Here is a 22,500-nt window from a genome sequence, read left to right as displayed (position 1 = left end):
CAAACCAGCTAAGGATCGTCGCCTTGGTAAGCCATTACCTTACCAACTAGCTAATCCTAACTGGGCCCATCCCAACGCGATAGCTTACATGTAGAGGCCACCTTTGGTCCTGACTCTAACGAATCAAGACATTATGCGGTATTAGCCGTCGTTTCCAACGGTTATCCCCCGCGTCAGGGCAGGTTCCCAGCCGTTACTCACCCGTCCGCCGCTCGACGTCCAGCAAATCCACCGAAGCTTCAATGCTGCCGTTTCCGCTCGACTTGCATGTGTTAGGCCTGCCGCCAGCGTTCAATCTGAGCCATGATCAAACTCTTCAATTTAAGTTTGGTGTTTCCGTAGAAACTGCTCAATGAATACTGATTACTGTTTATCTCCGAAGAGACAAACGAATTGACTGTGCCGAACAACTGTAAAAGTTGTCGTTTGGTCACTCAGTTCATCGAATAAATCTTTTTGTCTATTCTTAACGAGTGCCCACACAGATTGCATAGGTCAAATTGTTAAAGAGCGTTGACTGTACGAAGCGGCGCTTCGCTTGGTCAGGGCTGCGTATCTTACGCGCCTTACCGTTAAAGTCAAGAAGAAATTTTATCTTTTATTTTCAACCCAACCGGGTGAAACAAAACCTCTTTTTGACTTCCCTAACGCTTAGCGTTAAGTGGACGGCTATCTTAATCTTTTAAAAACTCACGTCAAGCGTTTATTTTTATTCGATTTTTTGCCTCGACATGCTCGCTGAACGCTTGCCCTGCGTGCCGTGTCGATGGAGGCGCATTATAGAGAAGTTGCTCACCTTGGCAAGACTAAAAAGCGACTTTTTTAGGAAAAAGTCGCCATTCGGTCAAACAATCAACGTTATGGCCTAAAAACGGGCAAATTGCTCGCTGAACTCCTCGACTTTTTGCCAATCGGTGTATTCCACCTCTTTGGTCGTATCCGTTTCCCCACCGGTAATGTGCATGATTAAGCGAATCATCATCCGATCGAACCATTTATAGCGTGGATAATAGAGTGCGCCAGCAAAGACGCCATGCAGTTCAGGCGTCCAAGGTGACTTCTCGATAAACTTACGGCTATAAGCGCTGGTTTCTGGCGTATCTTTGCCTGGTTTACGCGCAGTGAGATTGACACTAAAGAATGCTGCTTTCGCCGCTTTAAGCTGATCTGCATGTGCTTCAATAAATTGATACAGCTTTTTATTAAAGTGGCCATAGCGAATAGACGCGCCAATCAAAACCCGGTCGTACTTTGTTAAATCCGCTGAAGGAAGCTGATGAATATCCTTAATCTCACACTGCGCCGACGAGCCAAGCTGCGTCTCGATAAAGTGCAGGATTTTTTTGGTCTGCCCTTCTCGGCTCGAATGTAGCAACAAGACTTTCTGCACTGCGTCGGTTTGCTCGCTCATGTCCTCTCCTTCCCTATTCAACTAGCTCCGCCAGAATGTAGGCGTAAATAAAACTAATAATGTAAATATCTCTAAACGGCCGAACAACATCGCAAGGATCAATACCCACTTCGCCGTGTCATTAATATCGCCAAAGTGAGCAGCCACTTCGCCTAGCCCTGGTCCTAGGTTATTGAGAGTCGCAGCAACGGCGGAGAAAGCTGTGAGTTCTTCAATGCCTGTCGCTATCAAAGCCAACATACAAATGACAAACACTAATGCGTAGGCGGAAAAAAAACCCCATACGGCATCGACCACTTGCTGCCTTAACGCCTTATTACCCACTTTAATGGTGTATACCGCGCGTGGGTGCACCAGGCGTTTTAGCTCGCGCGTCCCTTGCAGTGACAACAGCAGGATGCGAATCACTTTCATCCCGCCACCAGTCGAGCCTGCACACCCACCAATAAATGACGAGAACAAGAGTAAAACAGGGAGAAACAAGGGCCAGTGAGCAAACGTAGTGGTGGTATAACCCGCGGTGGTTGATATTGATACCGACTGAAATAGCGCCTGGGTGAAGGTTTCCGTGGAGCTGTTATAAACCTGATGTCCACTCAGCATGGCAAACACCACCAGCCATAATAGGAGCTGAATCACCAAAAATGCGCGAAACTCTGGATCGCGCAAGTAAAACTTTAGATTGAGCCCATTATTAGCAAAGGCCGCAAAGTGAAGCGAAAAGTTACACGCAGAGATCAGTAAAAACACCACGGTGATAAGATTAACGGCAGTGCTATCAAAATGCCCAATGCTGGCATCATGGGTTGAGAACCCCCCAATCGCGACGGTTGAAAAGCTATGCCCAATGGCATCGAACGCAGACATACCCGCCAGCCAATAAGCCAAGGCACAGCTCACGGTTAACGTCAGGTAGATATACCAAAGCACTTTGGCCGTCTCCGCTATCCGTGGTGTCATTTTGGTATCTTTCACAGGGCCTGGGATCTCAGCACGATATAGCTGCATCCCACCGATACCGAGCACAGGCAAGATTGCCACTGCCAGCACAATGATCCCCATGCCCCCGAGCCATTGAAGCAGTTGGCGATAAAACAAAATCGCTTTGGGAAGCTCATCCAGCCCCACGATGACGGTTGCCCCCGTCGTGGTTAAGCCAGAAAAGGATTCAAAAAAGGCTTCACTGACCGATAAATCGGGTTGCTCCGATAACATCAGCGGCACCGAGCCGGCGCTACCGATCACCGTCCAGAATAAGACAACAATCAAAAAACCATCACGTGCTTTAAGCTCGTGTCGATAGTTTCGGTTAGGGAACCAAAGTAACCCACCACCCGCTAGCAGGAGGAAAAACGTTAATACAAAGGGATAGCCCGCACCGTCGCGATAGATAAACGCAACCAGCGCAGGCGCTAGCATGGTAATGCTGAACAGGGCCAGCAGGAGTCCGACAATGCGGGTAATGGAACGAAATTGCATAGCCTGACGTGGCCCTCTTATCGGCGGTAGCGACTTTCTACCGTCTCGTCGTTACACGTAAAGCAGGCTAAGTGCCTGACGTTGTCTTATGTTCTAACGGGTGCGCGTGTGCTTGTCCGCGAGTTTGATTTTTAAGTGCCTCAAGAAACACATCGATATAGCGCGCATCGATACGCACACTCAGTCGCACATTATGGCTGAATTCTGCATCGAGCTGAACGCCATCGTGCTGCTTAAGCAATGACTCTATCGTGTCAATGTGAGCATATTCACAGCTTATCGTGTAAGGGACGGTCACTGCCACTTCCCGCGTGGTCAAAAGGCCCAGGGCTTGTTGCACACTACTGCCATACGCCTTTACCAGCCCGCCAGTACCCAATTTGATCCCACCAAAGTAGCGCACCACCACCGCACAAACCTCACCAACGTTCGCGCCTGAAAGTTGCGCAAGCATCGGCTTACCTGCGGTTCCCGCGGGCTCACCGTCATCACCACATCCCCATTGCACGGAAGATTCAGGCCGACCTGCGACAAATGCCCAGCAGTGATGGCGGGCATCAGGGTACGTTTCTCGCAGCGACTGAATAAACTGCTTCGCCTCTTCTTCTCCAGGCGTATGGGCAAGATAGGTGATAAACCGACTTTTTTTTATTTCAAGCTCGTGCCTTACGGTTTCGGCTGGCACGGCATATGGCGTGATTGGCATCCTGGTACACCCTTTGTGTCTCAGCGACGCACTGTACCATATTCCCCCAAGCACGACAGGGACTCGGCCATAGTAAAAACAACCCACACCACATATTTTAAACATTCGTTTAACTTTTGGTTGTCATTTCTTATAACAATGATCCACACTAGGTCGCATCTGGTCTAACCAGAACACTATTCAACCAGGATGGTACTGCCAACGTGGAGAACAACCATGATCTACCAAGGAGATAACCTTTCAGTTCGTGCATTGGATAACGGCATTGCAGAGCTGACCTTAGACAGCCAAGGTTCTGTCAACAAACTGGATTTGGCAACGCTAGAAAGCTTAGACCAAGCCCTCGATGCTTTGTCGGGTCGCGATGACATCAAGGGGCTGTTGCTAACCTCTGCCAAATCAGCCTTTATTGTCGGTGCCGACATCACCGAGTTTCTCGGCCTGTTCGCTAAACCCGACCAAGAACTGTCTGATTGGGTATCTCGCGCCAATGCCATTTTCAACCGTTTAGAAGACTTGCCCTACCCAACCCTTAGCGCGATCAAGGGTCATGCGCTAGGCGGTGGCTGTGAATGCATACTCGCCACGGATCTGCGTGTCGCGGGCAAGGATGCGCGTATTGGCCTGCCTGAAACCAAGTTAGGCATCATGCCAGGCTTTGGTGGCACTGTGCGCTTACCGCGGCTTATCGGCGCGGATACTGCGATGGAAATCATCACGGCAGGTAAAGACAAACGTGCCTCTGCCGCTCTCAAAGAAGGCTTGGTAGATGCGGTCGTCGAGAATGACAACCTTCGCGACGCAGCGATTCGAATGCTTAGCCAAGCAATCGACGAGAAAATTGATTGGCAGAGTCGTCGCCAACAGAAAAAACAACCTTTGGGTCTGAATCGTACCGAAGCGGCGATGAGCTTTACCATGGCCAAAGGTATGGTGGCGCAAGTTGCTGGCAAGCATTACCCCGCACCAATGACCGCCGTGACGGCCATTGAAGAAGCCGCAGGGATGACGCGCGATGAGGCGCTCAAGGTTGAAAATCGCTATTTCGTTAAGCTGGCTAAAACCGATGTGGCGCAAGCCTTGGTGGGGATTTTCCTCAATGACCAAGTCATCAAAGGCAACGCCAAACAAGCCGCCAAACAAGGTAAAGATACGGAGCGAGGTGCTGTACTCGGCGCGGGCATTATGGGCGGTGGTATTGCCTACCAATCGGCGCTTAAAGGCGTACCTGTGATGATGAAAGACATCGCCCAAGCCTCACTCGAACTCGGCATGAAAGAAGCAACCAAGCTGCTGAATAAGCAGTTAGAGCGTGGCCGCGTCGATGGCTTTAAAATGGGTCAAGTGCTGTCGTCAATCACCCCAAGCCTCCACTATGCTGGCATTGAGCACAGCGATGTGGTGGTCGAGGCCGTGGTCGAGAACCCGAAAGTGAAAACCAGTGTGCTCAAAGAGGTCGAAGCGCTGGTTAGCGAAGAGACGGTGATTGCCTCTAACACCTCCACGATTCCTATCAACACACTGGCGAAGTCTTTATCGCGCCCTGAAAACTTCTGTGGCATGCACTTCTTTAACCCAGTTCACCGCATGCCGTTAGTTGAGGTGATCCGCGGCGAGAAAACCTCTGATGAAACTATTGCACGCGTCGTGGCCTACGCCGCCAAGATGGGTAAATCACCCGTGGTGGTGAACGACTGCCCCGGCTTTTTCGTCAACCGCGTATTGTTCCCCTACTTCCATGCCTTTAGCTTGCTACTACGCGACGGCGTGGACTTTCAGCGCATTGACAAAATCATGGAAAAACAATTCGGCTGGCCGATGGGTCCGGCGTATCTGCTAGACGTGGTCGGGATTGATACCGCGCACCACGCACAGGCGGTGATGGCGGAAGGCTTCCCAGATCGTATGAGCAAATCTGGCCGCGATGCCATTGATGTGATGTTTGAAGCCGAGCGCTTCGGTCAGAAAAACGGCAAAGGTTTCTACCGCTACACCACAGATAAAAAAGGCAAGCCGAAAAAAGAGGCTGATGAAGCCGTCCCTGAACTGCTCGCCCCCGTCATCCAGGGTGGCCAGGCAGAGATCAGTGACGAAGACATTATCGCGCGCATGATGGTGCCGATGATCAACGAAGTCGCCCGTTGTCTGGAAGAAAACATTATCGCCTCTCCGGCTGAGGCAGACATCGCCTTGGTGTATGGCATTGGCTTTCCGCCATTCCGAGGTGGTGCTTTCCGTTATGTCGATACCTTGGGTGTTGATAACTACGTCGCCATGGCAGACAAATTCTCTGATCTCGGCGCTTTGTATCATGTTCCTGCGGATATGAAACGTCGTGCCGGCGATAAACAGGCTTACTTTGATGTCACACCGGTCAACGCACCGCAATCAGCCTAAGTTTAAGGAGAGAACAATGAACAATGTAGTGATCGTTGACTGTATCCGTACCCCAATGGGCCGCTCAAAAGGCGGTGTGTTTCGCCACGTCCGCGCCGAAGATCTCTCAGCGCACTTGATGAAATCTCTGTTGGCGCGCAACCCTGCGGTAGAAAGCACCAGCATTGAAGACATTTACTGGGGCTGTGTACAGCAAACACTCGAGCAAGGCTTTAATATTGCCCGTAATGCGGCACTCCTTGCTGGCATTCCACATAATGTGGGCGCGACTACCGTCAACCGCCTGTGTGGCTCGTCGATGCAGGCACTACACGATGCGGCTCGCGCGATTATGGTGGGTGACGGCGATACCTTCATCATTGGTGGGGTTGAACACATGGGTCACGTGCCGATGAATCATGGGGTCGACTTCCACCCAGGGATGTCGAAGTCCGTTGCCAAAGCGGCAGGCATGATGGGGCTCACTGCTGAAATGCTCGGCCGTATGCATGGCATCAGCCGTGAAATGCAAGACCAATTTGCTGCGCGCTCCCACGCCCGTGCGCATGCCGCCACCGTGGAAGGCCGCTTTAAAGATGAGATTGCGCCCATTGAAGGCCATGATGCCGATGGCTTATTGACGTTAGTGGAAGACGATGAAGTGATTCGTCCCGAAACCACCGTCGAGAGCCTCGCTGGCCTGCGCCCAGCCTTTGACCCTGCCAATGGCACAGTCACCGCTGGCTCGTCGTCGGCATTATCGGATGGTGCCTCTGCAATGCTGGTGATGAGTGAAGAAAAGGCCAAAACCTTGGGGCTGCCTATCCGTGCACGTATCCGCGCCATGGGCGTTGCGGGTTGCGATCCCTCGATTATGGGCTATGGTCCAGTCCCTGCGACCAAAAAAGCGCTCAAACGTGCTGGGCTTAGCATCGATGATATTGATTTGGTCGAACTGAATGAGGCATTTGCCGCCCAGTCTCTGCCTTGTGTCAAAGATCTCGGCCTGATGGACAAAGTGGATGACAAGGTTAACCTCAACGGTGGTGCCATCGCGCTGGGTCACCCACTAGGTTGTTCCGGTGCACGCATCTCGACCACCTTGTTACATCAAATGGAGCGCCAAGATGCGACGATAGGTTTGGCAACCATGTGTATTGGCTTAGGCCAAGGCATCGCCACTGTGTTCGAACGCGTCTAACGATGAACCTATCATTAACAAAGAGCGGCTGAGTCCGCTCTTTTTTTTGGCTTGCGTCACCCCGCTCGCAATCGCATAGTGATTGATGTAACGCAAGTGGTGGTCACTTCATCCGGCCTAGTATGGCCGCTCACAGACTTCAACCGGGAGAATGCTATGTTTAACGCGCTTGTCCTTGAACAACACGAGAAGCAAACCTTCGCGAAAATCACCTCGCTCGATGACGATTTGCTCCCAGACGGTAATGTGACTGTCGATGTCGATTTTAGCTCCTTGAATTATAAAGACGGCTTGGCCATCACCGGAAAAGGCAAGATTGTTCGCCAATTCCCGATGGTGCCAGGTATCGACTTTGCCGGTACGGTTGCTGATAGCCAACACCCCGACTATCAACCCGGAGATAAAGTGGTGCTCACTGGTTGGGGCGTCGGTGAAGCACACTGGGGAGGCATGGCAGAGAAAGCGCGTGTTAATGGCGACTGGCTCGTTCCCCTTCCAGAGGGGCTCTCTGCGCAACAAGCAATGATGGTAGGCACAGCAGGGTTTACCGCGATGTTATGTGTGCAAGCCTTAATCGATGGTGGCGTCAAACCTGAAGATGGCCCAGTGTTAGTCACCGGTGCCAGTGGCGGCGTTGGCTCTGTCGCGGTCACCTTATTGCATGCATTGGGCTATCGCGTCAGTGCCGTCACAGGCCGTCTTGAAGACAATCAAGCGTGGCTTAAACAACTGGGCGCTGACGAGGTACTCCCACGCGAGTCCTTTAGCGCACCCGGCCGCCCGCTGGATAAGCAACAGTGGGCAGGCGCGATTGATACTGTTGGGAGTCAAATGCTCGCCAATGTTCTCTCACAAATCCACTACGGGGGCACGGTTGCCGCATGCGGCCTTGCCGGCGGTTTTGACTTACCCGCCACTGTGATGCCGTTTATTTTGCGCAATGTGCGATTGCAAGGAGTTGACTCCGTCTCTTGCCCGAAAGCGCAACGTCAAGCTGCGTGGCAGTCACTGACCAAGCTATTGCCCGCCAGCTACTTTGAACAGGCATGCCACACCATCGCTCTGGCGCAAACCCCAGAGTATGCGAATAAAATTATTCAGGGTGAGGTTAAAGGTCGCGTCGTTATTGATATCGCTTACCAAGGCTAACGCAAGCAAAAGGCCAATCTTTGTGATGGATTGGTCTTTTTTGTCGACGCACAGACAAAAAAAACCCCGCTCGAAGAGCGGGGAAGCCCAAGAAAACTGGGAGTGAGTGTAGCTGTTGAGTGAGTTAGCCTAGTCAGGCTGCGAGCGTGGCGTTGAGGCCGATAAGGCTTCTACCAATAACCCCAAAGCTGCGGCGCAGACTGCTAGTGTTGCCAAGAGAGTGTGCTCATGACTATGCGTTAATCCCCAAAAAGCGAACCCGCTCAGCCCTGTGTAAGCAGCGATACGGTGTCCATAAGCCAAGCTCAATTTGCCCGTTTGTGCTTTTCTCATGCCCTCGCCTTTCGTTAACGACTTGTTAAATAATTTACACAAATCATTTACAAGCGCAACCCTGTTTGAATAATTTGTCGCCATAAGTATGATCAGGTCGACACTTTTTGAGGTAACAACAATGACACTCGCTTTTGACCACGCTGATCTCCAACTCGATGCCTTAGGCTTGCGCTGCCCGGAACCTGTAATGATGGTGCGTAAGCGTATCCGCCATATGGATGACGGTCAGACCTTGCTGATTACCGCGGATGACCCGTCAACCACGCGGGATATTCCCAGCTTCTGTCGCTTTATGGACCATACCCTGGTCGCAGCCCAAACCGAGAGCGTGCCATTCCAGTTTTTGATCAAAAAAGGGCTGGCATAACGCCAACCCTTACCGATTCACCATTGTCTTGCGTCAACTCAATAGATACCAGGTATCCAGTACAGCCAACGCTGCAAACATTGCCGCGGCGAGCGCCCGTACGGCAGCGAGCGGGACATGGCGCTGAATTTTATCACCGGCCAGCACCACAGGGACGTTGGCTAGCAGCATACCAATGGTTGACCCAATCACCACCACCCACAATGCTTCATTAAACTGTGCCCCCAATGCCGTGGTGGCGAGCTGGGTTTTATCGCCAATTTCTGCGACAAAAAACGCACAGAAGCTCGCCCAAAACGCGCTTTTGCCCTGAATCCCTTCATCTTCAAGCTTGTCAGGGATCATCATCCATACCGCCATCACACTAAAGCTGATAATCAAAATGATATGCAATACGGTATCGGTCAGGATATCGGCCGCGACCACGCCAAGCCAGGCGGCAATGGCGTGATTCACTAGTGTCGCCAATAAAATGGCACTGACAATCACCGCAGGTTTTCGAAACCGGGTCGCCAACGCTAGCGATAATAATTGGGTTTTATCCCCGATTTCCGCCAAGGTGACGGTGGAGATAGAAATAGCAAGAACGCTCATGACATTGCTCATCTGGGGCAGGGCTTATTATGATTCAACCACGACAACACACACGCCCCACCCCGGTTCGTGCGATTGTCGTTGGTCTCGTCAAGCCCAGAGCACCTAATGGCAGGCTTGCAATCACCATGAAGATTTTGCTTCAACTATGTTGATGATTGCCCCACTGACTGTGCAGTGGTCGACTACTCCCCAAGACGGCGCTAGTGTACGATTTGAACAATCGCTTGGCAACTTCTATTCCTCCTCCCTCTATATGCAGAAAATAAGCGAATCAAAGGCGCACAAAAATCCGCCAGCCCCCTACTGCTTGAGCGCGCTGCGAGTTATAATTGCCAGCTATTTTCTCCATTCATCAACTCGCGCGAACCTGACAATGCATAAATTCGATATCAAAACCTTTCAGGGTATGATCCTCGCGCTGCAGGATTATTGGGCCCAGCAAGGCTGTACCATTGTTCAGCCGCTAGACATGGAAGTGGGTGCAGGTACCTCCCACCCAATGACATGCTTGCGTGCACTTGGTCCAGAGCCTATTGCAGCGGCTTACGTTCAACCTTCTCGTCGTCCTACCGATGGGCGTTATGGCGAGAACCCGAACCGTCTGCAGCACTACTACCAGTTTCAAACCATCCTGAAACCGTCACCCGATAACATTCAAGAGCTGTATTTAGGCTCGCTGCGTGTGCTGGGTATTGATCCAGAAGTCCACGACATTCGCTTTGTGGAAGATAACTGGGAAAACCCAACGCTGGGCGCTTGGGGCCTAGGTTGGGAAGTCTGGCTTAACGGGATGGAGATCACTCAGTTTACCTACTTCCAGCAAGTCGGCGGATTGGAATGTAAACCGGTCACCGGTGAGATTACCTACGGTATCGAACGTCTGGCAATGTACATTCAAGAAGTCGACTCTGTGTATGATCTGGTTTGGACCGATGGCCCATTTGGCAAAGTCACCTACGGCGATATTTTCCACCAAAACGAAGTGGAGCAATCGACCTATAACTTTGAACACGCTGATGTTGATTTTCTGTTCCGCTACTTTGATCAGTGCGAAGCCGAAAGTACCAAGCTACTGGATCTCGAGCAGCCGCTCCCTTTGCCTGCTTACGAACAGATCCTAAAAGCCGGTCATGCGTTCAACCTGCTGGATGCGCGTAAAGCCATCTCAGTGACTGAACGTCAACGCTATATTCTGCGCATTCGCACACTGACTAAACGTGTCGCCGAAGCCTACTACGCATCTCGCGAAGCGCTAGGCTTCCCGATGTGCCGACACAGCAAATAAGGGAGCATCATGGCAACGCAAAATTTCCTGATTGAGCTCGGCACTGAAGAGCTACCACCAACAGCATTGCGCACACTGGCTGAAGCCTTCGCGAGTCAGTTTGAAGCGCAACTAAAAGACGCTGATCTGAGCCACCAAGGTATCACTTGGTACGCGTCCCCGCGTCGCTTAGCACTTAAAGTGGCTGCTTTGAGCGATCGCCAGCCAGATAAAGTGGTTGAGAAACGCGGTCCTGCGGTCAAAGCCGCCTTTGACGCAGACGGCAATCCCACCAAAGCCGCCATGGGTTGGGCGCGCGGTAACGGGATTGATGTGAGCGAAGCCGAGCGCCTAAAAACTGATAAAGGTGAGTGGTTGCTGTATCGTCAACACGTACCTGGCCAAGCCATTGACGCCTTACTGCCGGTACTGGCCGATAACGCCCTAAGCAAACTGCCTATTCCTAAACCCATGCGCTGGGGTGACAAAGACACCCAGTTTATCCGCCCAGTGAAAACCTTGGTGATGCTGTATGGGGACACCTTGATTGAAGGCACCATTCTTGGCGTGGCATCCGATCGCGTGATTCGAGGTCACCGCTTTATGGGTGAATCGAGCTTAACGCTGGATCATGCTGACCAATACCCAGAGCGCCTTGAGCGTGAAGGTAAGGTCATGGCCGATTATGAAAAGCGTAAAGCATTGATTATTAAAGATGCCAAAGCAGCGGCTGACGCGGTTGGTGGGGTTGCTGAGCTTGATGACGACTTGGTTGAAGAAGTCACCTCTTTGGTGGAATGGCCAGTGGTACTGACTGCCTCTTTTGAGAACAAGTTCCTTAAGGTGCCATCAGAAGCGCTGGTGTACACCATGAAAGGCGATCAAAAGTACTTCCCTGTCTATGACGCTAATGGCGAACTACTGCCCAAGTTCATCTTCGTGTCTAACATCGAATCGAAAGCTCCAGCGCAAGTTATCTCAGGCAATGAAAAAGTCGTGCGTCCTCGCCTCGCGGATGCTGAGTTCTTCTTTGATACTGATCGCAAGCGCCCATTGATTGATCGCCTGCCAGAGCTTGATAGCGCGGTATTCCAAAAACAATTAGGTACCATCAAAGATAAAACCGACCGCATTACTGCACTTGCAGGACAGATTGCAGAGCGTATCGGTGCCGACAAGGCACACACTGAGCGCGCGGGCCAACTAGCGAAGTGTGATCTCATGACCTCGATGGTGTTTGAGTTCACCGAAACCCAAGGCGTGATGGGCATGCACTATGCGCGTCATGATGGCGAGCCCGAAGCCGTAGCGCTGGCGCTGAATGAGCAATACTGGCCGCGCTTTGCCGGTGATAAGCTACCTACGACGCCGGTCTCCTCAGCACTCGCAATGGCTGACAAAATGGATACCATCGTGGGCATATTTGGTATTGGTCAAGCCCCTAAAGGCAGTGACCCCTTCGCCCTACGTCGGGCCGCATTAGGGGTTCTGCGTATTGTCGTCGAGAACGGCTATCAGCTTGATCTTGTCGACCTCATCCTCGATGCCAAAGCCCAGTACGATGACCGTTTGACGCACAAAGAGGTAGAGACGGACGTTCTCGACTTTATGCTAGGTCGTTTCCGCGCCTGGTACCAAGATATGGGCTATAGCGTCGATATTATCCAAGCGGTTTTAGCCCGTCGTCCAACCAAGCCTGCTGACTTTGACAGCCGCGTTAAAGCGGTGTCGCACTTCCGCAGTCTGGAAGAAGCCGAAGCACTCGCCGCCGCCAACAAGCGGGTAGGCAATATCTTGGCCAAGTATGATGGCGAGCTTCCTGGCAACGTCGATACTGGCTTGCTGCAAGAAGACGCAGAAAAAGCATTGGCGAACGTGGTAGCAGAGAAAGTCGCTGCAGTTAAACCTCTGTTTGCTGACAGCGATTATCAAGGCGCGCTGACCGAGCTGGCACAATTGCGCACACCGGTTGATACCTTCTTTGATAACGTGATGGTCATGGCAGATGATCCCGCACTGAAAGCCAACCGTTTAGCGATGCTTCACCTTATCCGTGAGCAATTCCTCAACGTGGCAGATATCTCTGTTCTACAGAAGTAATCATCAGCAACACACCACTCAGCCCCGCCATTGTGCGGGGCTTTTTTTGGCTATTTAAACGCGCACGACCCTCTTGGCCACTCACTCTCATCTTATTAGCGACCAACTCACACCCTCATTGGTTTTTAACCTCAATGATGCTAATCACCCTGTTTGTCGGCCTAAAACGAGTTGGTTTCACGTGAAACACGCGGCTTGTTATCCCTTTCAGCGACTCTTCTCCCAAGTGTGTACGGATAACGTAACAACCCCCGTCAACCATACCAGTTAGTGACCAAGAGATAACAAACTTATCAGACTTTCTTTTACACAATAGATTGTTGTATGTTGATTGCAGCTTAACCACAACAACGATACAGATATTTAAAGGCAGTAATCATGGAAGTCACTCACTTTGGCGAGAAGTTAGCAAATCACTCGGGCATCACACAGTTAATGGACGATCTTAATGACGGCTTACGTAATCCAGATGCCATTATGCTAGGTGGCGGCAACCCCGCGGCGATACCGGAAATGCTCGATTACTTCAAAACACTGAGCCAATCGATGCTCGATGATGGAAGCCTCGTTCATGCGATGGCCAACTATGATGGCCCACAAGGCAAGTCAGCCTTACTCAACGCACTCGCCGAGCTTCTTAATAAAACCTATGGCTGGCAACTCTCAAGCAAAAACATCATGCTGACCAATGGCAGCCAAAGTGCATTCTTCTATCTGTTTAACCTATTGGCTGGACGATACGCCGATGGCACCCACAAAAAAATCTTGCTGCCTCTCGCCCCGGAATATATCGGTTACGGTGACGCCGGAATTAACGACGACATTTTCGTCAGCTACCAGCCTGAAATAGAATTGCTCGACAACCGTCAATTCAAATATCACGTCGACTTTAGTCGCCTAACAATTGATGACAACATTGGCGCCATCTGTGCCTCCCGCCCGACCAACCCGACCGGCAATGTACTCACTGATAGCGAAATCCATCAGCTTGATCAGTTGGCACGTGATAACAATATTCCACTAATTATCGATAACGCGTACGGTACCCCCTTCCCTGATATCATTTTTGAAGACGTCGCACCGTTCTGGAATGAAAACACCATACTCTGCTCTAGCCTCAGTAAATTAGGTTTGCCTGGTGTGCGTTGCGGCATTGTGATCGCCAACGAAGATGTCATCCAAGCCATGTCAAATATCAATGGCATTGTAAGTTTATCTCCCAACAGTGTTGGGCCAGCGATGGCACTTTCAATGATAGAGCGTGGCGACCTACTCCGCCTGAGTAAAGACGTCGTTCGTCCCTTCTATCAGAAAAAGTCGCAAAGAATATTAAACATGGTGCTTGAAACCATTAACGATGAACGTGTTCGTGTTCATAAACCAGAAGGTGCCATCTTCCTATGGCTGTGGTTCAACGATCTCCCTATCTCCACCCAAGATCTATATAAACGTTTAAAAGCGCGCGGTGTGCTGGTGGTACCCGGCGAGTACTTCTTTATTGGTGTCGATCACGAAGGCTGGGATCATGCTAAGCAATGTATCCGAATGAACTACGTGCAAGATGACAAGATGATGCAGAAAGGCATTGATATTATCGCTGAAGAAGTCGCGCGCGCCTACAACGAGGAATAAGCCTTGGTTTCACGTGGAACACTGGCTAATGGACGTTCCACGTGAAACCTTTTATAGATTTCCTATCTCATGGTTTTGAGTCAACACCCAAAGAACAACTCGTCATTCAAATATTGCACGAGACTTTTGGACAAGGTGAAGAAGTCGCTCATCTCGCACCACTTAAGACCAAGTAGGCTCACAGAAAAAAGTCATCAACCAGCACTGCTAATGACACGCCTTTCTTTCCTTGCAAGCGAACCTACCCTTAAGGAAGGCGTACCACTACACTCCCTCCCAAGTAGCCGTCGACTCAATCTATGTGGTCAGCCCGAACGTCGATTGGTTTAGTTTGATAGGCCAGACGAGATGGTTTGCTATTGGTATTCTTATATGTTTCACGTGAAACATTACCCTTGCTCTCATTAATATATCTATCGAGAGAGGACGTTCTTGGCTGGGAACTGACACACCAGTATTTGTTCATTCAGCGGTAGAGCGTTAGTCACGTATTACTGAGCCAGATCTCGTTTAGAGGCGGATAGGCAACCGGCAGCGATAGACAGATCTATGTGGACGGGATAAATCATCAGGCGCTTTACAGCTTCGGATGTCACGACGGATTGGCAGGCTCGTCTTAGGTGTATAGTCGATAAAAAGGGCAGCATGGCTGCCCTCTCCCTTATCGTGAACCACTCGGGATTTAAGGTTTACTCAGCGTTTTCTAGCAAACGGCTACCGATTTCGATACGACGAGGCTTTTCTTCCTCTGGTACTTCGCGTACTAAATCAATATGTAGCATGCCGTTTTCCATGTCTGCCCCTGTCACTTTAATATGATCATCGAGCTGGAACTTGCGCTCGAAATCGCGCTCGGCAATGCCTTGGTACAAGAACTTAGTATCTTGATTACGAGCACCCTTTTTACCGGCGACGATTAGGCTATTTTTTTGCTGAGTGATATCCACCTCATCTTGGCTAAAGCCTGCTACCGCCATGGTGATGCGGTATTGGTTTTCTTGGCTTTGCTCTATGTTGTAAGGAGGAAATCCACCCGCATTATTGGTATTGCTGTTTTCAACCAGATCGAATAAACGATCGAAACCAATTGCAGTACGATAGAGTGGAGAGAAATCAAAGTTACGCATAATCTTACCCTTCCTATGAAGCAATAAAATGTTATCTACGGCCTTCCAACTCGGACAAGCCCCCGGCGACCCAATGGCATCGCCTCATTACTCTATATAAGGTTGCGCAAATTGATTTCAATGGCTGATCGTAAAATTTTTTGTTTCGTGAGTGGCGCACTATTCTATACCTCACCACTCTCCCCAAGCGCATCGCACTAATCGAGCGGCGCTACGCGCACCAGATGCCCATCAGGATCTTGAATCACGAAGGTTCGACCAAACACATCATCATAAGGGGACTGCACCACATCGATGGTTAGGTTGTTCGACCATTGGTCAAAAAGCGCATCAACGTCATCATTGGTGGGTACCATAATGCCAATTTCACTCAGTCGGGTGATTGATGGTGAGGGCTGCTCGCCGCCTGTCCACAATGCAAACAAGGCATCGCCCTGTTCAGACGCTGAAAAGGCTACATATCTGGGGCTGGTAAATACCGGCTCGCACTGAAAGAGTTGTTGGTAGAATTCCACAGAACGCTCAATATCAGAAACATAAACCAGTTGGAGGTTAGCACGCGTTTTTATAGACATAAGGCTTCCTATCACTCTGCTGTTAAGAGAATGACGAGATTACTCGTGCCAAAAACAACTGTATATATAAACAGTTATGTATTGCGATTTGCCTCGCAAATAGATATGAAAAAGGCCAGCAATGCTGGCCTTAATTGTTGATAAACAGTTGATTTATCGGTTATACGTCGAGGTTTTCTACTTTCAGCGCATTATTTTCGATAAACGCACGGCGTGGCTCAACTTGATCACCCATCAAGGTGGTAAACAGCTCGTCGGCCGCTACCGCATCCTGAATCGTCACCTGCATCATACGACGGCCCTCTGGATCCATGGTGGTTTCCCAAAGCTGCTCTGGGTTCATCTCTCCCAAACCTTTGTAGCGCTGACGCGATACCCCACGGGTTGACTCTTTAATCAACCAGTTGAGCGCTTGCTCAAAGCTCTCTACGGCTTGGGTACGCTCACCGCGCTTGACATACGCCCCTTCATCCAAGAGATCATTCAAGGTCTCTGACAAGCTGGCGATTCGACCGTACTCTTTCGAGTTCAGGAAGTCATAGCTCACCAAGTACTTGTAATCAACACCATGAGTCCGCACCACCAGCTCTGGTACCCATACTTGGTGCTCTTCATCGAATCGGCAAGATGCCTGATACTGGCTTTCTCCCGTCGACTTACGATTCAAAATCTCAACGATGTTTTCTACCCATTGCTTAGCGGCCCACTCGTCGCGTAGGTCATCGACTGACAAGCGAGGTTGATAAAGTAGCTCATTAAGCAGCGCGGCGGGATAGCGACGCTTCATACGCTGGATCAGCTTGAGTACACCGTTGTACTCTTTCACCAACTTCTCGAGTGACTCGCCGTGCATCGCTGGCGCATCTGGGTTCACGAACAATGACGCGTTTTCCAACGCCAATGCCACCTGATACTGCTCCATCGCCTCATCATCTTTGATGTATTGCTCTTGCTTGCCCTTTTTCACTTTATAAAGCGGTGGCTGAGCAATGTAGATGTAGCCACGCTCAATCAACTCTGGCATTTGGCGATAGAAGAAGGTCAGCAGCAAGGTACGAATATGCGAGCCGTCGACATCCGCATCGGTCATGATAATAATGCTGTGGTAACGCAATTTATCCGGATCGTACTCTTCGCGGCCAATCCCGCACCCCATTGCCGTGATCAGTGTCGCCACTTCTTGCGAGGACAACATCTTATCAAACCGGGCTTTCTCGACGTTGAGGATCTTACCTTTCAAAGGCAAAATCGCTTGGTTCTTACGGTTACGCCCTTGCTTGGCTGAGCCACCCGCCGAGTCACCCTCCACAATGTAGAGTTCGGATAACGCCGGATCTTTTTCTTGGCAGTCGGCAAGCTTGCCGGGAAGGCCAGCTAAATCCAACGCGCCTTTACGACGCGTCATTTCACGTGCTTTACGTGCCGCATCACGCGCTCGGGCCGCGTCAATGATCTTGGTACATACCACTTTCGCATCAGCCGGATGCTCAATCAGAAAGTCTGATAAGTGGCTGCTCATGGCGGATTCAACCGCCGACTTCACTTCTGATGACACCAACTTGTCTTTGGTCTGGCTGGAAAACTTAGGATCCGGCACTTTTACCGAGACCACCGCGGTCAAGCCTTCACGGGCATCATCGCCAGACGTCGCGGCTTTGGCCTTTTTGGAGTAGCCTTCTTTATCCATGAAGCTGTTGAGCGTGCGCGTCAAGGCCGCGCGGAAGCCGGCCAGGTGCGTACCGCCATCGCGCTGCGGAATATTGTTGGTAAAGCAATAGATATTCTCTTGATAGCCATCATTCCACTGCATCGCCACTTCGACACTCACTCCGTCTTCACGGGTGTGTTCAAAGTGGAAGACTGATGGGTGGATGGAGGTCTTCTTGTTGTTGAGGTGTTCAACAAACGCACGGATCCCGCCTTCGTATCTAAAGTGATCCGCTTTGTCTTCTTCGCGCTCGTCAATCAGCTTAATGGAGACACCCGAATTGAGGAAAGACAACTCACGCAAGCGCTTGGCAAGCACGTCATAGTTAAAGTTGATATCAGAGAATGTCTCTTCACTTGGCCAGAAACGAATACGGGTACCGGTTTGATCGGTCTCCCCCATTTCAGCCAACGGCCCCAACGGTTCGCCGTGTGCAAAGTTAAGCTGGTGAACATGGCCATTACGCCAAATGGTCAACTCGAGTTTTTCTGACAAGGCGTTGACCACCGACACCCCCACTCCGTGAAGGCCACCAGATACTTTGTAAGAGTTGTCATCAAACTTACCGCCAGCGTGAAGGACGGTCATGATCACTTGTGCAGCCGATACACCTTCTTCCTCATGAATATCGACCGGAATACCACGACCATCGTCGCGAACCGACACCGAGCCATCCTCGTGGATGGTCGCCACGATATCATTACAATGTCCGGCCAGTGCTTCATCGATCGAGTTATCGACCACCTCAAACACCATGTGGTGCAGGCCGGTACCATCGTCGGTATCGCCGATATACATTCCCGGACGCTTACGCACGGCATCCAAGCCCTTCAGTACCTTGATACTCGATGAATCGTATTCGTTGGACATTGAGTTACTCTCGCTTATTTATCCTGCGTTAATTTTGCCATGTTCCACATGAAACATCTTACTATTTTCGTCGCAAATTTCCGCGACTTGATCGGCACTAATGGCGCTAACAAAAACCTGAGCCCCGATACGGGTCAGCTCACTGGCCAAGAGTGCTCGCCGGCGACTGTCTAATTCGGAAGCAAAGTCATCGATTAAGTAGATACAAGCAATACCTTGCTCCTCGCTATATAACTGGCCTTGTGCAAGCCGAAGTGCACATACCATGAGTTTTAACTGGCCGCGCGATAGCACATCATCGACTGGGGTACCTGCCACCTTGATACGCAAGTCGGCTTTATGCGGGCCTGACACCGTGTATCCCATCTGCTGGTCGCGCTCAAAGTTCGCCGCCAACAATGCCTGATAGTCGGCACCTCGCTCCCATCCTTGGTAAAAGCGAAACTGGATGGAAAACTCGGGGAGAAAGGCTTGGCACAATGCGGTCGCTCGCGCGGCCACCGCATCAACGTATGCTTGACGCCATGCGCTGATTTGCTCGGCAAGGCGTGCTAGTTCCGTATCCCATACTTGGATATCGCCATAGTGGCGCGCTGTTTTCAACGCGGCGTTGCGTTGCTTCGTCAGGCGTTTTACGCGCGTCCACGCTTCAAAAAATCCTGGCTCAGAATGAAACACCCCCCAATCGATAAACGCACGACGAAACTTGGGGCCATCGGTTAACAACTCGAACCCCTCCGGGGTGATCAATTGCAATGGCAGCACTTTGGCCAGGGCCACCAGCTTTTGCCCTTTTTCTTGACCAATTTTAACATCTGCACTGCCATCTCGGCGCTTTTGAATCCCGACCGGAAGCAAGATCCCATCTTGCGTTTTTACGCGACCATGTACCGTAAGATGAGGTTGCTGATGACGTATCACTCGGCTATTAAGCGCGCTGCGAAAAGAGCGCCCATGACCGAGAAAGTGAATGGCTTCCAAGACACTGGTTTTACCACTGCCATTGGGGCCAATTAAAAAGTTAAAGCCTGACGACAATGCAATATCGCAGGCTTCAATATTTCGAAAGTCGTGAACGACCAGTCGTGATAGCGCCATAACCTAGAGGCGAATTGGCATCACAACATACATGGCGTCTTCGCGATCGCAGTCCTCAATCAAGGTACTGCCCACCGCGTCTGTCATCGAAAAACGCACCTTGTCACAACGTAAAACATTGAGCACATCGAGCACGTAACTGACATTAAAACCGATTTCAATTGGCTCACCTTGATAGTCGACTTCCAAAAACTCTTCCGCTTCTTCTTGCTCGGGGTTATTGGCAGAGATACGCAGCTCGCTATCTTCAATATTCATTCGTACGCCGCGAAATTTCTCGTTCGATAATACCGCCGCCAATGACAGCGCTTGTTTTAACTCCGCGCAATTGACTTCCAACGTACGAGAGGTGGATTGCGGCAACACACGGCGATAGTCAGGGAAACGCCCATCCACCAATTTAGAGGTAAAAGTCACGTTACCCACCACCGCACGAATATTGGACGCGCCAATTTGGATATTCACCGGGTGCTCGCTGTCATCGAGCAAACGCGCCAACTCACTGACGCCTTTACGTGGCACAATCACTTGTTGTGCGGGCAACCCCTCTTCCATGGATAAATGGCATACCGCCATCCGGTGGCCGTCCGTCCCCACCGTACGCAATGTGTGCCCGTCCGTTTCGAACAAAAGCCCATTAAGGTAATAGCGCACATCTTGATTTGCCATCGAAAACTGGGTGGCGTCAATCAGATGACCCAGCTTGCTTTGCGGCACTTGTAAGCTCACTTCGGCATGCCAGTCTTCGATGTTGGGATAATCTGAAGCCGGTAAGGTCGATAAGGTAAAGCGGCTTCGCCCTGCGCGTACCACCACGCGGTCGCCTTCTTGCGCCACTGTGATACGGGCTTCGCTATGTAAGCCTTTGATGATATCCATAAACTTACGCGAGGGCACAGTGATAGCGCCATCAAGATGCTCACTGTCTAGCGGCGCGGTGGCATTGAGCTCAACCTCCATATCGGTCGCCGTCAGCTTAAGTTGCTGCTCCGCCACTTCAATTAATAGGTTACTTAAAATCGGCAAGGTGCTACGCCCGCCTAACGCCCCAGAGACTTGCTGAAGCGGTTGAAGTAATTGCTCACGCGTAAGAGTAAATTTCATAATTAGGACGACAATGTTCGAATCAGGTTAGAGTAATCTTCTTTAATGTCGTGACTTTCTTCACGCAGTTGCTCAATCTTACGACAAGCATGCAGTACTGTAGTGTGGTCACGACCGCCAAATGCATCACCAATTTCCGGTAAGCTGTGGTTAGTCAGCTCTTTCGCTAACGCCATAGCCATCTGTCGAGGTCGCGCCACCGAGCGAGACCGACGCTTGGATAACAAGTCTGCCATCTTAATTTTATAATATTCAGCCACGGTTTTCTGGATATTATCGATGGTGACCAATTTTTCTTGCAAGGCGAGCAGATCGCGCAGGGCTTCACGCACGAAATCGATGGTGATCGCTCGCCCGGTAAAGTTGGCATTAGCGATCACCCGGTTAAGCGCCCCTTCCAGTTCACGCACGTTTGAGCGCAGACGCTTTGCGATAAAGAACGCCACCTCATCAGGTAAACGAATGGCATGGTCTTCCGCTTTTTTCATCAAAATAGCCACGCGGGTTTCCAGCTCAGGCGGCTCAATCGCCACGGTCAGGCCCCAACCAAATCGCGATTTTAAGCGATCCTCGACCCCGTTTATCTCTTTAGGATAGCGGTCGGAGGTGAGAATGATCTGCTGGTTCCCCTCGAGCAACGCATTAAAGGTATGGAAGAATTCTTCTTGTGACCGTTCTTTGTTGGCAAAAAATTGAATGTCATCGATCAACAATGCATCGACACTGCGGTAATAACGCTTAAATTCTTCAATCGCGTTGTTTTGTAGCGCTTTGACCATATCTTGCACAAAGCGCTCTGAGTGCATGTACACCACACGCGCATCCGCTTTGCGATCAGAAATGGCATTCCCCACCGCATGCAATAAGTGCGTTTTACCTAAACCCGTGCCGCCATACAGAAAAAGCGGGTTGTAGGCAGCACCCGGATTATCTGAGACCTGACGCGCGGCCGCCAAGGCTAACTGGTTAGATTTACCCTCAACAAAGTTATTGAACTTGTGTTTGGGGTTGACGTTGGAGCGATGATTAACATCCGATTGCACCGGCGACGGGGCAGGCTCCCACACGCGTCCTTGCGGCGGCGCAGGCGCGGCTTGTTGCGGCGCGGGCGCAGCGGCAGGACCGGCAGGTGCCGCTTGCGGCGTCGCGGCAACCGGTTTACTCCCCACCTCAAAGCGCAGCATGGGTACGTCGACACCACAAAACTCGTTCAGCAATTGGTTAATTTGATGCAGATACTTATCTCGCACCCAATCAAGCACAAAACGGTTTGGGGCAAAGAGGGTCAACGTATTGTCATTGAGCTCGGCCTGAAGTGGCCGTACCCACATACTGAATTCTGTCGCAGGTAAATCATCTTGAAGACGTTCAAGACACTGCAACCAAAGCGATGATGACAC

At 50.8% G+C, this 22,500-nt stretch carries 18 protein-coding genes and 1 rRNA gene (1 of these 19 only partly in view); 7 read left to right on the top strand and 12 right to left on the bottom strand.

Annotated elements, in window-relative coordinates; translation table 11 throughout:
- From FCN78_RS00095 to FCN78_RS00080, 4 genes are all read right to left on the bottom strand, one after another.
- Nucleotides 1-323 (bottom strand): 16S ribosomal RNA (locus tag FCN78_RS00095); it reaches 1,245 nt to the left of the window's first position.
- Between the two features lie 542 nt (nucleotides 324-865).
- Complete coding sequence (gene hemG / locus FCN78_RS00090) at nucleotides 866-1,390, bottom strand: menaquinone-dependent protoporphyrinogen IX dehydrogenase (RefSeq protein ID WP_069362363.1); 525 nt, start codon at nucleotides 1,388-1,390, stop codon at nucleotides 866-868.
- Between the two features lie 42 nt (nucleotides 1,391-1,432).
- On the bottom strand, nucleotides 1,433-2,890 hold the full coding sequence (locus FCN78_RS00085; protein ID WP_069362303.1) for a TrkH family potassium uptake protein: 1,458 nt from the start codon (nucleotides 2,888-2,890) through the stop codon (nucleotides 1,433-1,435).
- A gap of 67 nt (nucleotides 2,891-2,957) precedes the next feature.
- Nucleotides 2,958-3,596 carry a YigZ family protein gene (locus FCN78_RS00080; RefSeq protein ID WP_069362304.1) on the bottom strand — a complete coding sequence of 213 codons (639 nt, stop codon included), beginning with the start codon at nucleotides 3,594-3,596 and terminating at the stop codon, nucleotides 2,958-2,960.
- A 216-nt stretch (nucleotides 3,597-3,812) separates the two neighbouring features.
- On the opposite strand from FCN78_RS00080, the gene fadB reads away from it, so the two are divergent.
- The 3 genes from fadB to acuI all read left to right on the top strand — a co-directional run bounded on the left by fadB (nucleotide 3,813) and on the right by acuI (nucleotide 8,322).
- Nucleotides 3,813-5,993 carry a fatty acid oxidation complex subunit alpha FadB gene (gene fadB, locus FCN78_RS00075; RefSeq protein ID WP_077659772.1) on the top strand — a complete coding sequence of 727 codons (2,181 nt, stop codon included), beginning with the start codon at nucleotides 3,813-3,815 and terminating at the stop codon, nucleotides 5,991-5,993.
- Between the two features lie 16 nt (nucleotides 5,994-6,009).
- Nucleotides 6,010-7,173: an acetyl-CoA C-acyltransferase FadA gene (gene fadA, locus FCN78_RS00070; RefSeq protein ID WP_077486968.1), complete on the top strand. Its 1,164-nt coding sequence runs from the start codon at nucleotides 6,010-6,012 to the stop codon at nucleotides 7,171-7,173.
- 156 nt (nucleotides 7,174-7,329) lie between these two features.
- A complete protein-coding gene (acuI, locus tag FCN78_RS00065) occupies nucleotides 7,330-8,322 on the top strand; it encodes an acrylyl-CoA reductase (NADPH) (RefSeq protein ID WP_069362307.1) in 993 nt (330 codons plus the stop codon).
- 129 nt (nucleotides 8,323-8,451) lie between these two features.
- On the opposite strand, the gene FCN78_RS00060 is transcribed toward acuI, so the two are convergent.
- Complete coding sequence (locus tag FCN78_RS00060; protein ID WP_069362308.1) at nucleotides 8,452-8,655, bottom strand: hypothetical protein; 204 nt, start codon at nucleotides 8,653-8,655, stop codon at nucleotides 8,452-8,454.
- Nucleotides 8,656-8,776: 121 nt separating this feature from the next.
- Here FCN78_RS00060 and tusA point away from each other — a divergent pair, with 121 nt between their 5' ends.
- On the top strand, nucleotides 8,777-9,025 hold the full coding sequence (gene tusA / locus FCN78_RS00055) for a sulfurtransferase TusA (RefSeq protein WP_077459529.1): 249 nt from the start codon (nucleotides 8,777-8,779) through the stop codon (nucleotides 9,023-9,025).
- 33 nt (nucleotides 9,026-9,058) lie between these two features.
- Here tusA and FCN78_RS00050 read toward each other — a convergent pair whose 3' ends face one another.
- Nucleotides 9,059-9,619, bottom strand: coding sequence for a TMEM165/GDT1 family protein (locus FCN78_RS00050; RefSeq protein ID WP_077659773.1), 561 nt, complete (start codon nucleotides 9,617-9,619; stop codon nucleotides 9,059-9,061).
- 376 nt (nucleotides 9,620-9,995) lie between these two features.
- On the opposite strand from FCN78_RS00050, the gene glyQ reads away from it, so the two are divergent.
- The 3 genes from glyQ (at nucleotide 9,996) to FCN78_RS00035 (ending at nucleotide 14,618) form a co-directional block, all read left to right on the top strand.
- Nucleotides 9,996-10,907 (top strand): glycine--tRNA ligase subunit alpha, encoded by a 912-nt coding sequence (gene glyQ / locus FCN78_RS00045; protein ID WP_069362311.1) that lies wholly within the window; start codon nucleotides 9,996-9,998, stop codon nucleotides 10,905-10,907.
- A gap of 9 nt (nucleotides 10,908-10,916) precedes the next feature.
- Nucleotides 10,917-12,986 (top strand): glycine--tRNA ligase subunit beta, encoded by a 2,070-nt coding sequence (gene glyS, locus FCN78_RS00040; protein WP_077659774.1) that lies wholly within the window; start codon nucleotides 10,917-10,919, stop codon nucleotides 12,984-12,986.
- Between the two features lie 378 nt (nucleotides 12,987-13,364).
- Nucleotides 13,365-14,618, top strand: a complete 1,254-nt coding sequence (locus tag FCN78_RS00035; RefSeq protein ID WP_069362313.1) for a valine--pyruvate transaminase — start codon at nucleotides 13,365-13,367, stop codon at nucleotides 14,616-14,618.
- A gap of 689 nt (nucleotides 14,619-15,307) precedes the next feature.
- Here the strand turns inward: FCN78_RS00035 and FCN78_RS00030 are convergent.
- The 6 genes from FCN78_RS00030 to dnaA all read right to left on the bottom strand — a co-directional run bounded on the left by FCN78_RS00030 (nucleotide 15,308) and on the right by dnaA (nucleotide 22,500).
- Nucleotides 15,308-15,745 carry an Hsp20 family protein gene (locus FCN78_RS00030; protein WP_069362314.1) on the bottom strand — a complete coding sequence of 146 codons (438 nt, stop codon included), beginning with the start codon at nucleotides 15,743-15,745 and terminating at the stop codon, nucleotides 15,308-15,310.
- A 197-nt stretch (nucleotides 15,746-15,942) separates the two neighbouring features.
- Entirely contained in the window at nucleotides 15,943-16,320 is a 378-nt protein-coding gene (locus tag FCN78_RS00025; protein ID WP_069362315.1) for a VOC family protein, read from the bottom strand.
- A 160-nt stretch (nucleotides 16,321-16,480) separates the two neighbouring features.
- Nucleotides 16,481-18,898 (bottom strand): DNA topoisomerase (ATP-hydrolyzing) subunit B, encoded by a 2,418-nt coding sequence (gene gyrB / locus FCN78_RS00020; protein WP_077659775.1) that lies wholly within the window; start codon nucleotides 18,896-18,898, stop codon nucleotides 16,481-16,483.
- A gap of 18 nt (nucleotides 18,899-18,916) precedes the next feature.
- Nucleotides 18,917-19,996 (bottom strand): DNA replication/repair protein RecF, encoded by a 1,080-nt coding sequence (gene recF / locus FCN78_RS00015; RefSeq protein ID WP_069362317.1) that lies wholly within the window; start codon nucleotides 19,994-19,996, stop codon nucleotides 18,917-18,919.
- 3 nt (nucleotides 19,997-19,999) lie between these two features.
- Nucleotides 20,000-21,100 (bottom strand): DNA polymerase III subunit beta, encoded by a 1,101-nt coding sequence (gene dnaN, locus FCN78_RS00010; RefSeq protein WP_077458594.1) that lies wholly within the window; start codon nucleotides 21,098-21,100, stop codon nucleotides 20,000-20,002.
- Between the two features lie 2 nt (nucleotides 21,101-21,102).
- Nucleotides 21,103-22,500: a chromosomal replication initiator protein DnaA gene (gene dnaA / locus FCN78_RS00005; RefSeq protein ID WP_046074846.1), complete on the bottom strand. Its 1,398-nt coding sequence runs from the start codon at nucleotides 22,498-22,500 to the stop codon at nucleotides 21,103-21,105.

Source organism: Salinivibrio kushneri (genome assembly GCF_005280275.1).
Classification (GTDB): Bacteria; Pseudomonadota; Gammaproteobacteria; order Enterobacterales; family Vibrionaceae; genus Salinivibrio; species Salinivibrio kushneri.
The sequence above is the reverse complement of the archived record's forward strand: the minus strand, read 5'-3'. Positions and strand labels throughout refer to the sequence as shown.

Excerpts from the sequence above, each read along its gene's own strand:
- FCN78_RS00085 (WP_069362303.1), bottom strand. The coding sequence starts at position 2,890 with ATGCAATTTCGTTCCATTACCCGCATTGTCGGACTCCTGCTGGCCCTG.
- FCN78_RS00080 (WP_069362304.1), bottom strand. The coding sequence starts at position 3,596 with ATGCCAATCACGCCATATGCCGTGCCAGCCGAAACCGTAAGGCACGAG.
- fadB (WP_077659772.1), top strand. The coding sequence starts at position 3,813 with ATGATCTACCAAGGAGATAACCTTTCAGTTCGTGCATTGGATAACGGC.
- fadA (WP_077486968.1), top strand. The coding sequence starts at position 6,010 with ATGAACAATGTAGTGATCGTTGACTGTATCCGTACCCCAATGGGCCGC.
- acuI (WP_069362307.1), top strand. The coding sequence starts at position 7,330 with ATGTTTAACGCGCTTGTCCTTGAACAACACGAGAAGCAAACCTTCGCG.
- FCN78_RS00060 (WP_069362308.1), bottom strand. The coding sequence starts at position 8,655 with ATGAGAAAAGCACAAACGGGCAAATTGAGCTTGGCTTATGGACACCGT.
- tusA (WP_077459529.1), top strand. The coding sequence starts at position 8,777 with ATGACACTCGCTTTTGACCACGCTGATCTCCAACTCGATGCCTTAGGC.
- FCN78_RS00050 (WP_077659773.1), bottom strand. The coding sequence starts at position 9,619 with ATGAGCGTTCTTGCTATTTCTATCTCCACCGTCACCTTGGCGGAAATC.
- glyQ (WP_069362311.1), top strand. The coding sequence starts at position 9,996 with ATGCATAAATTCGATATCAAAACCTTTCAGGGTATGATCCTCGCGCTG.
- glyS (WP_077659774.1), top strand. The coding sequence starts at position 10,917 with ATGGCAACGCAAAATTTCCTGATTGAGCTCGGCACTGAAGAGCTACCA.
- FCN78_RS00035 (WP_069362313.1), top strand. The coding sequence starts at position 13,365 with ATGGAAGTCACTCACTTTGGCGAGAAGTTAGCAAATCACTCGGGCATC.
- FCN78_RS00030 (WP_069362314.1), bottom strand. The coding sequence starts at position 15,745 with ATGCGTAACTTTGATTTCTCTCCACTCTATCGTACTGCAATTGGTTTC.
- FCN78_RS00025 (WP_069362315.1), bottom strand. The coding sequence starts at position 16,320 with ATGTCTATAAAAACGCGTGCTAACCTCCAACTGGTTTATGTTTCTGAT.
- gyrB (WP_077659775.1), bottom strand. The coding sequence starts at position 18,898 with ATGTCCAACGAATACGATTCATCGAGTATCAAGGTACTGAAGGGCTTG.
- recF (WP_069362317.1), bottom strand. The coding sequence starts at position 19,996 with ATGGCGCTATCACGACTGGTCGTTCACGACTTTCGAAATATTGAAGCC.
- dnaN (WP_077458594.1), bottom strand. The coding sequence starts at position 21,100 with ATGAAATTTACTCTTACGCGTGAGCAATTACTTCAACCGCTTCAGCAA.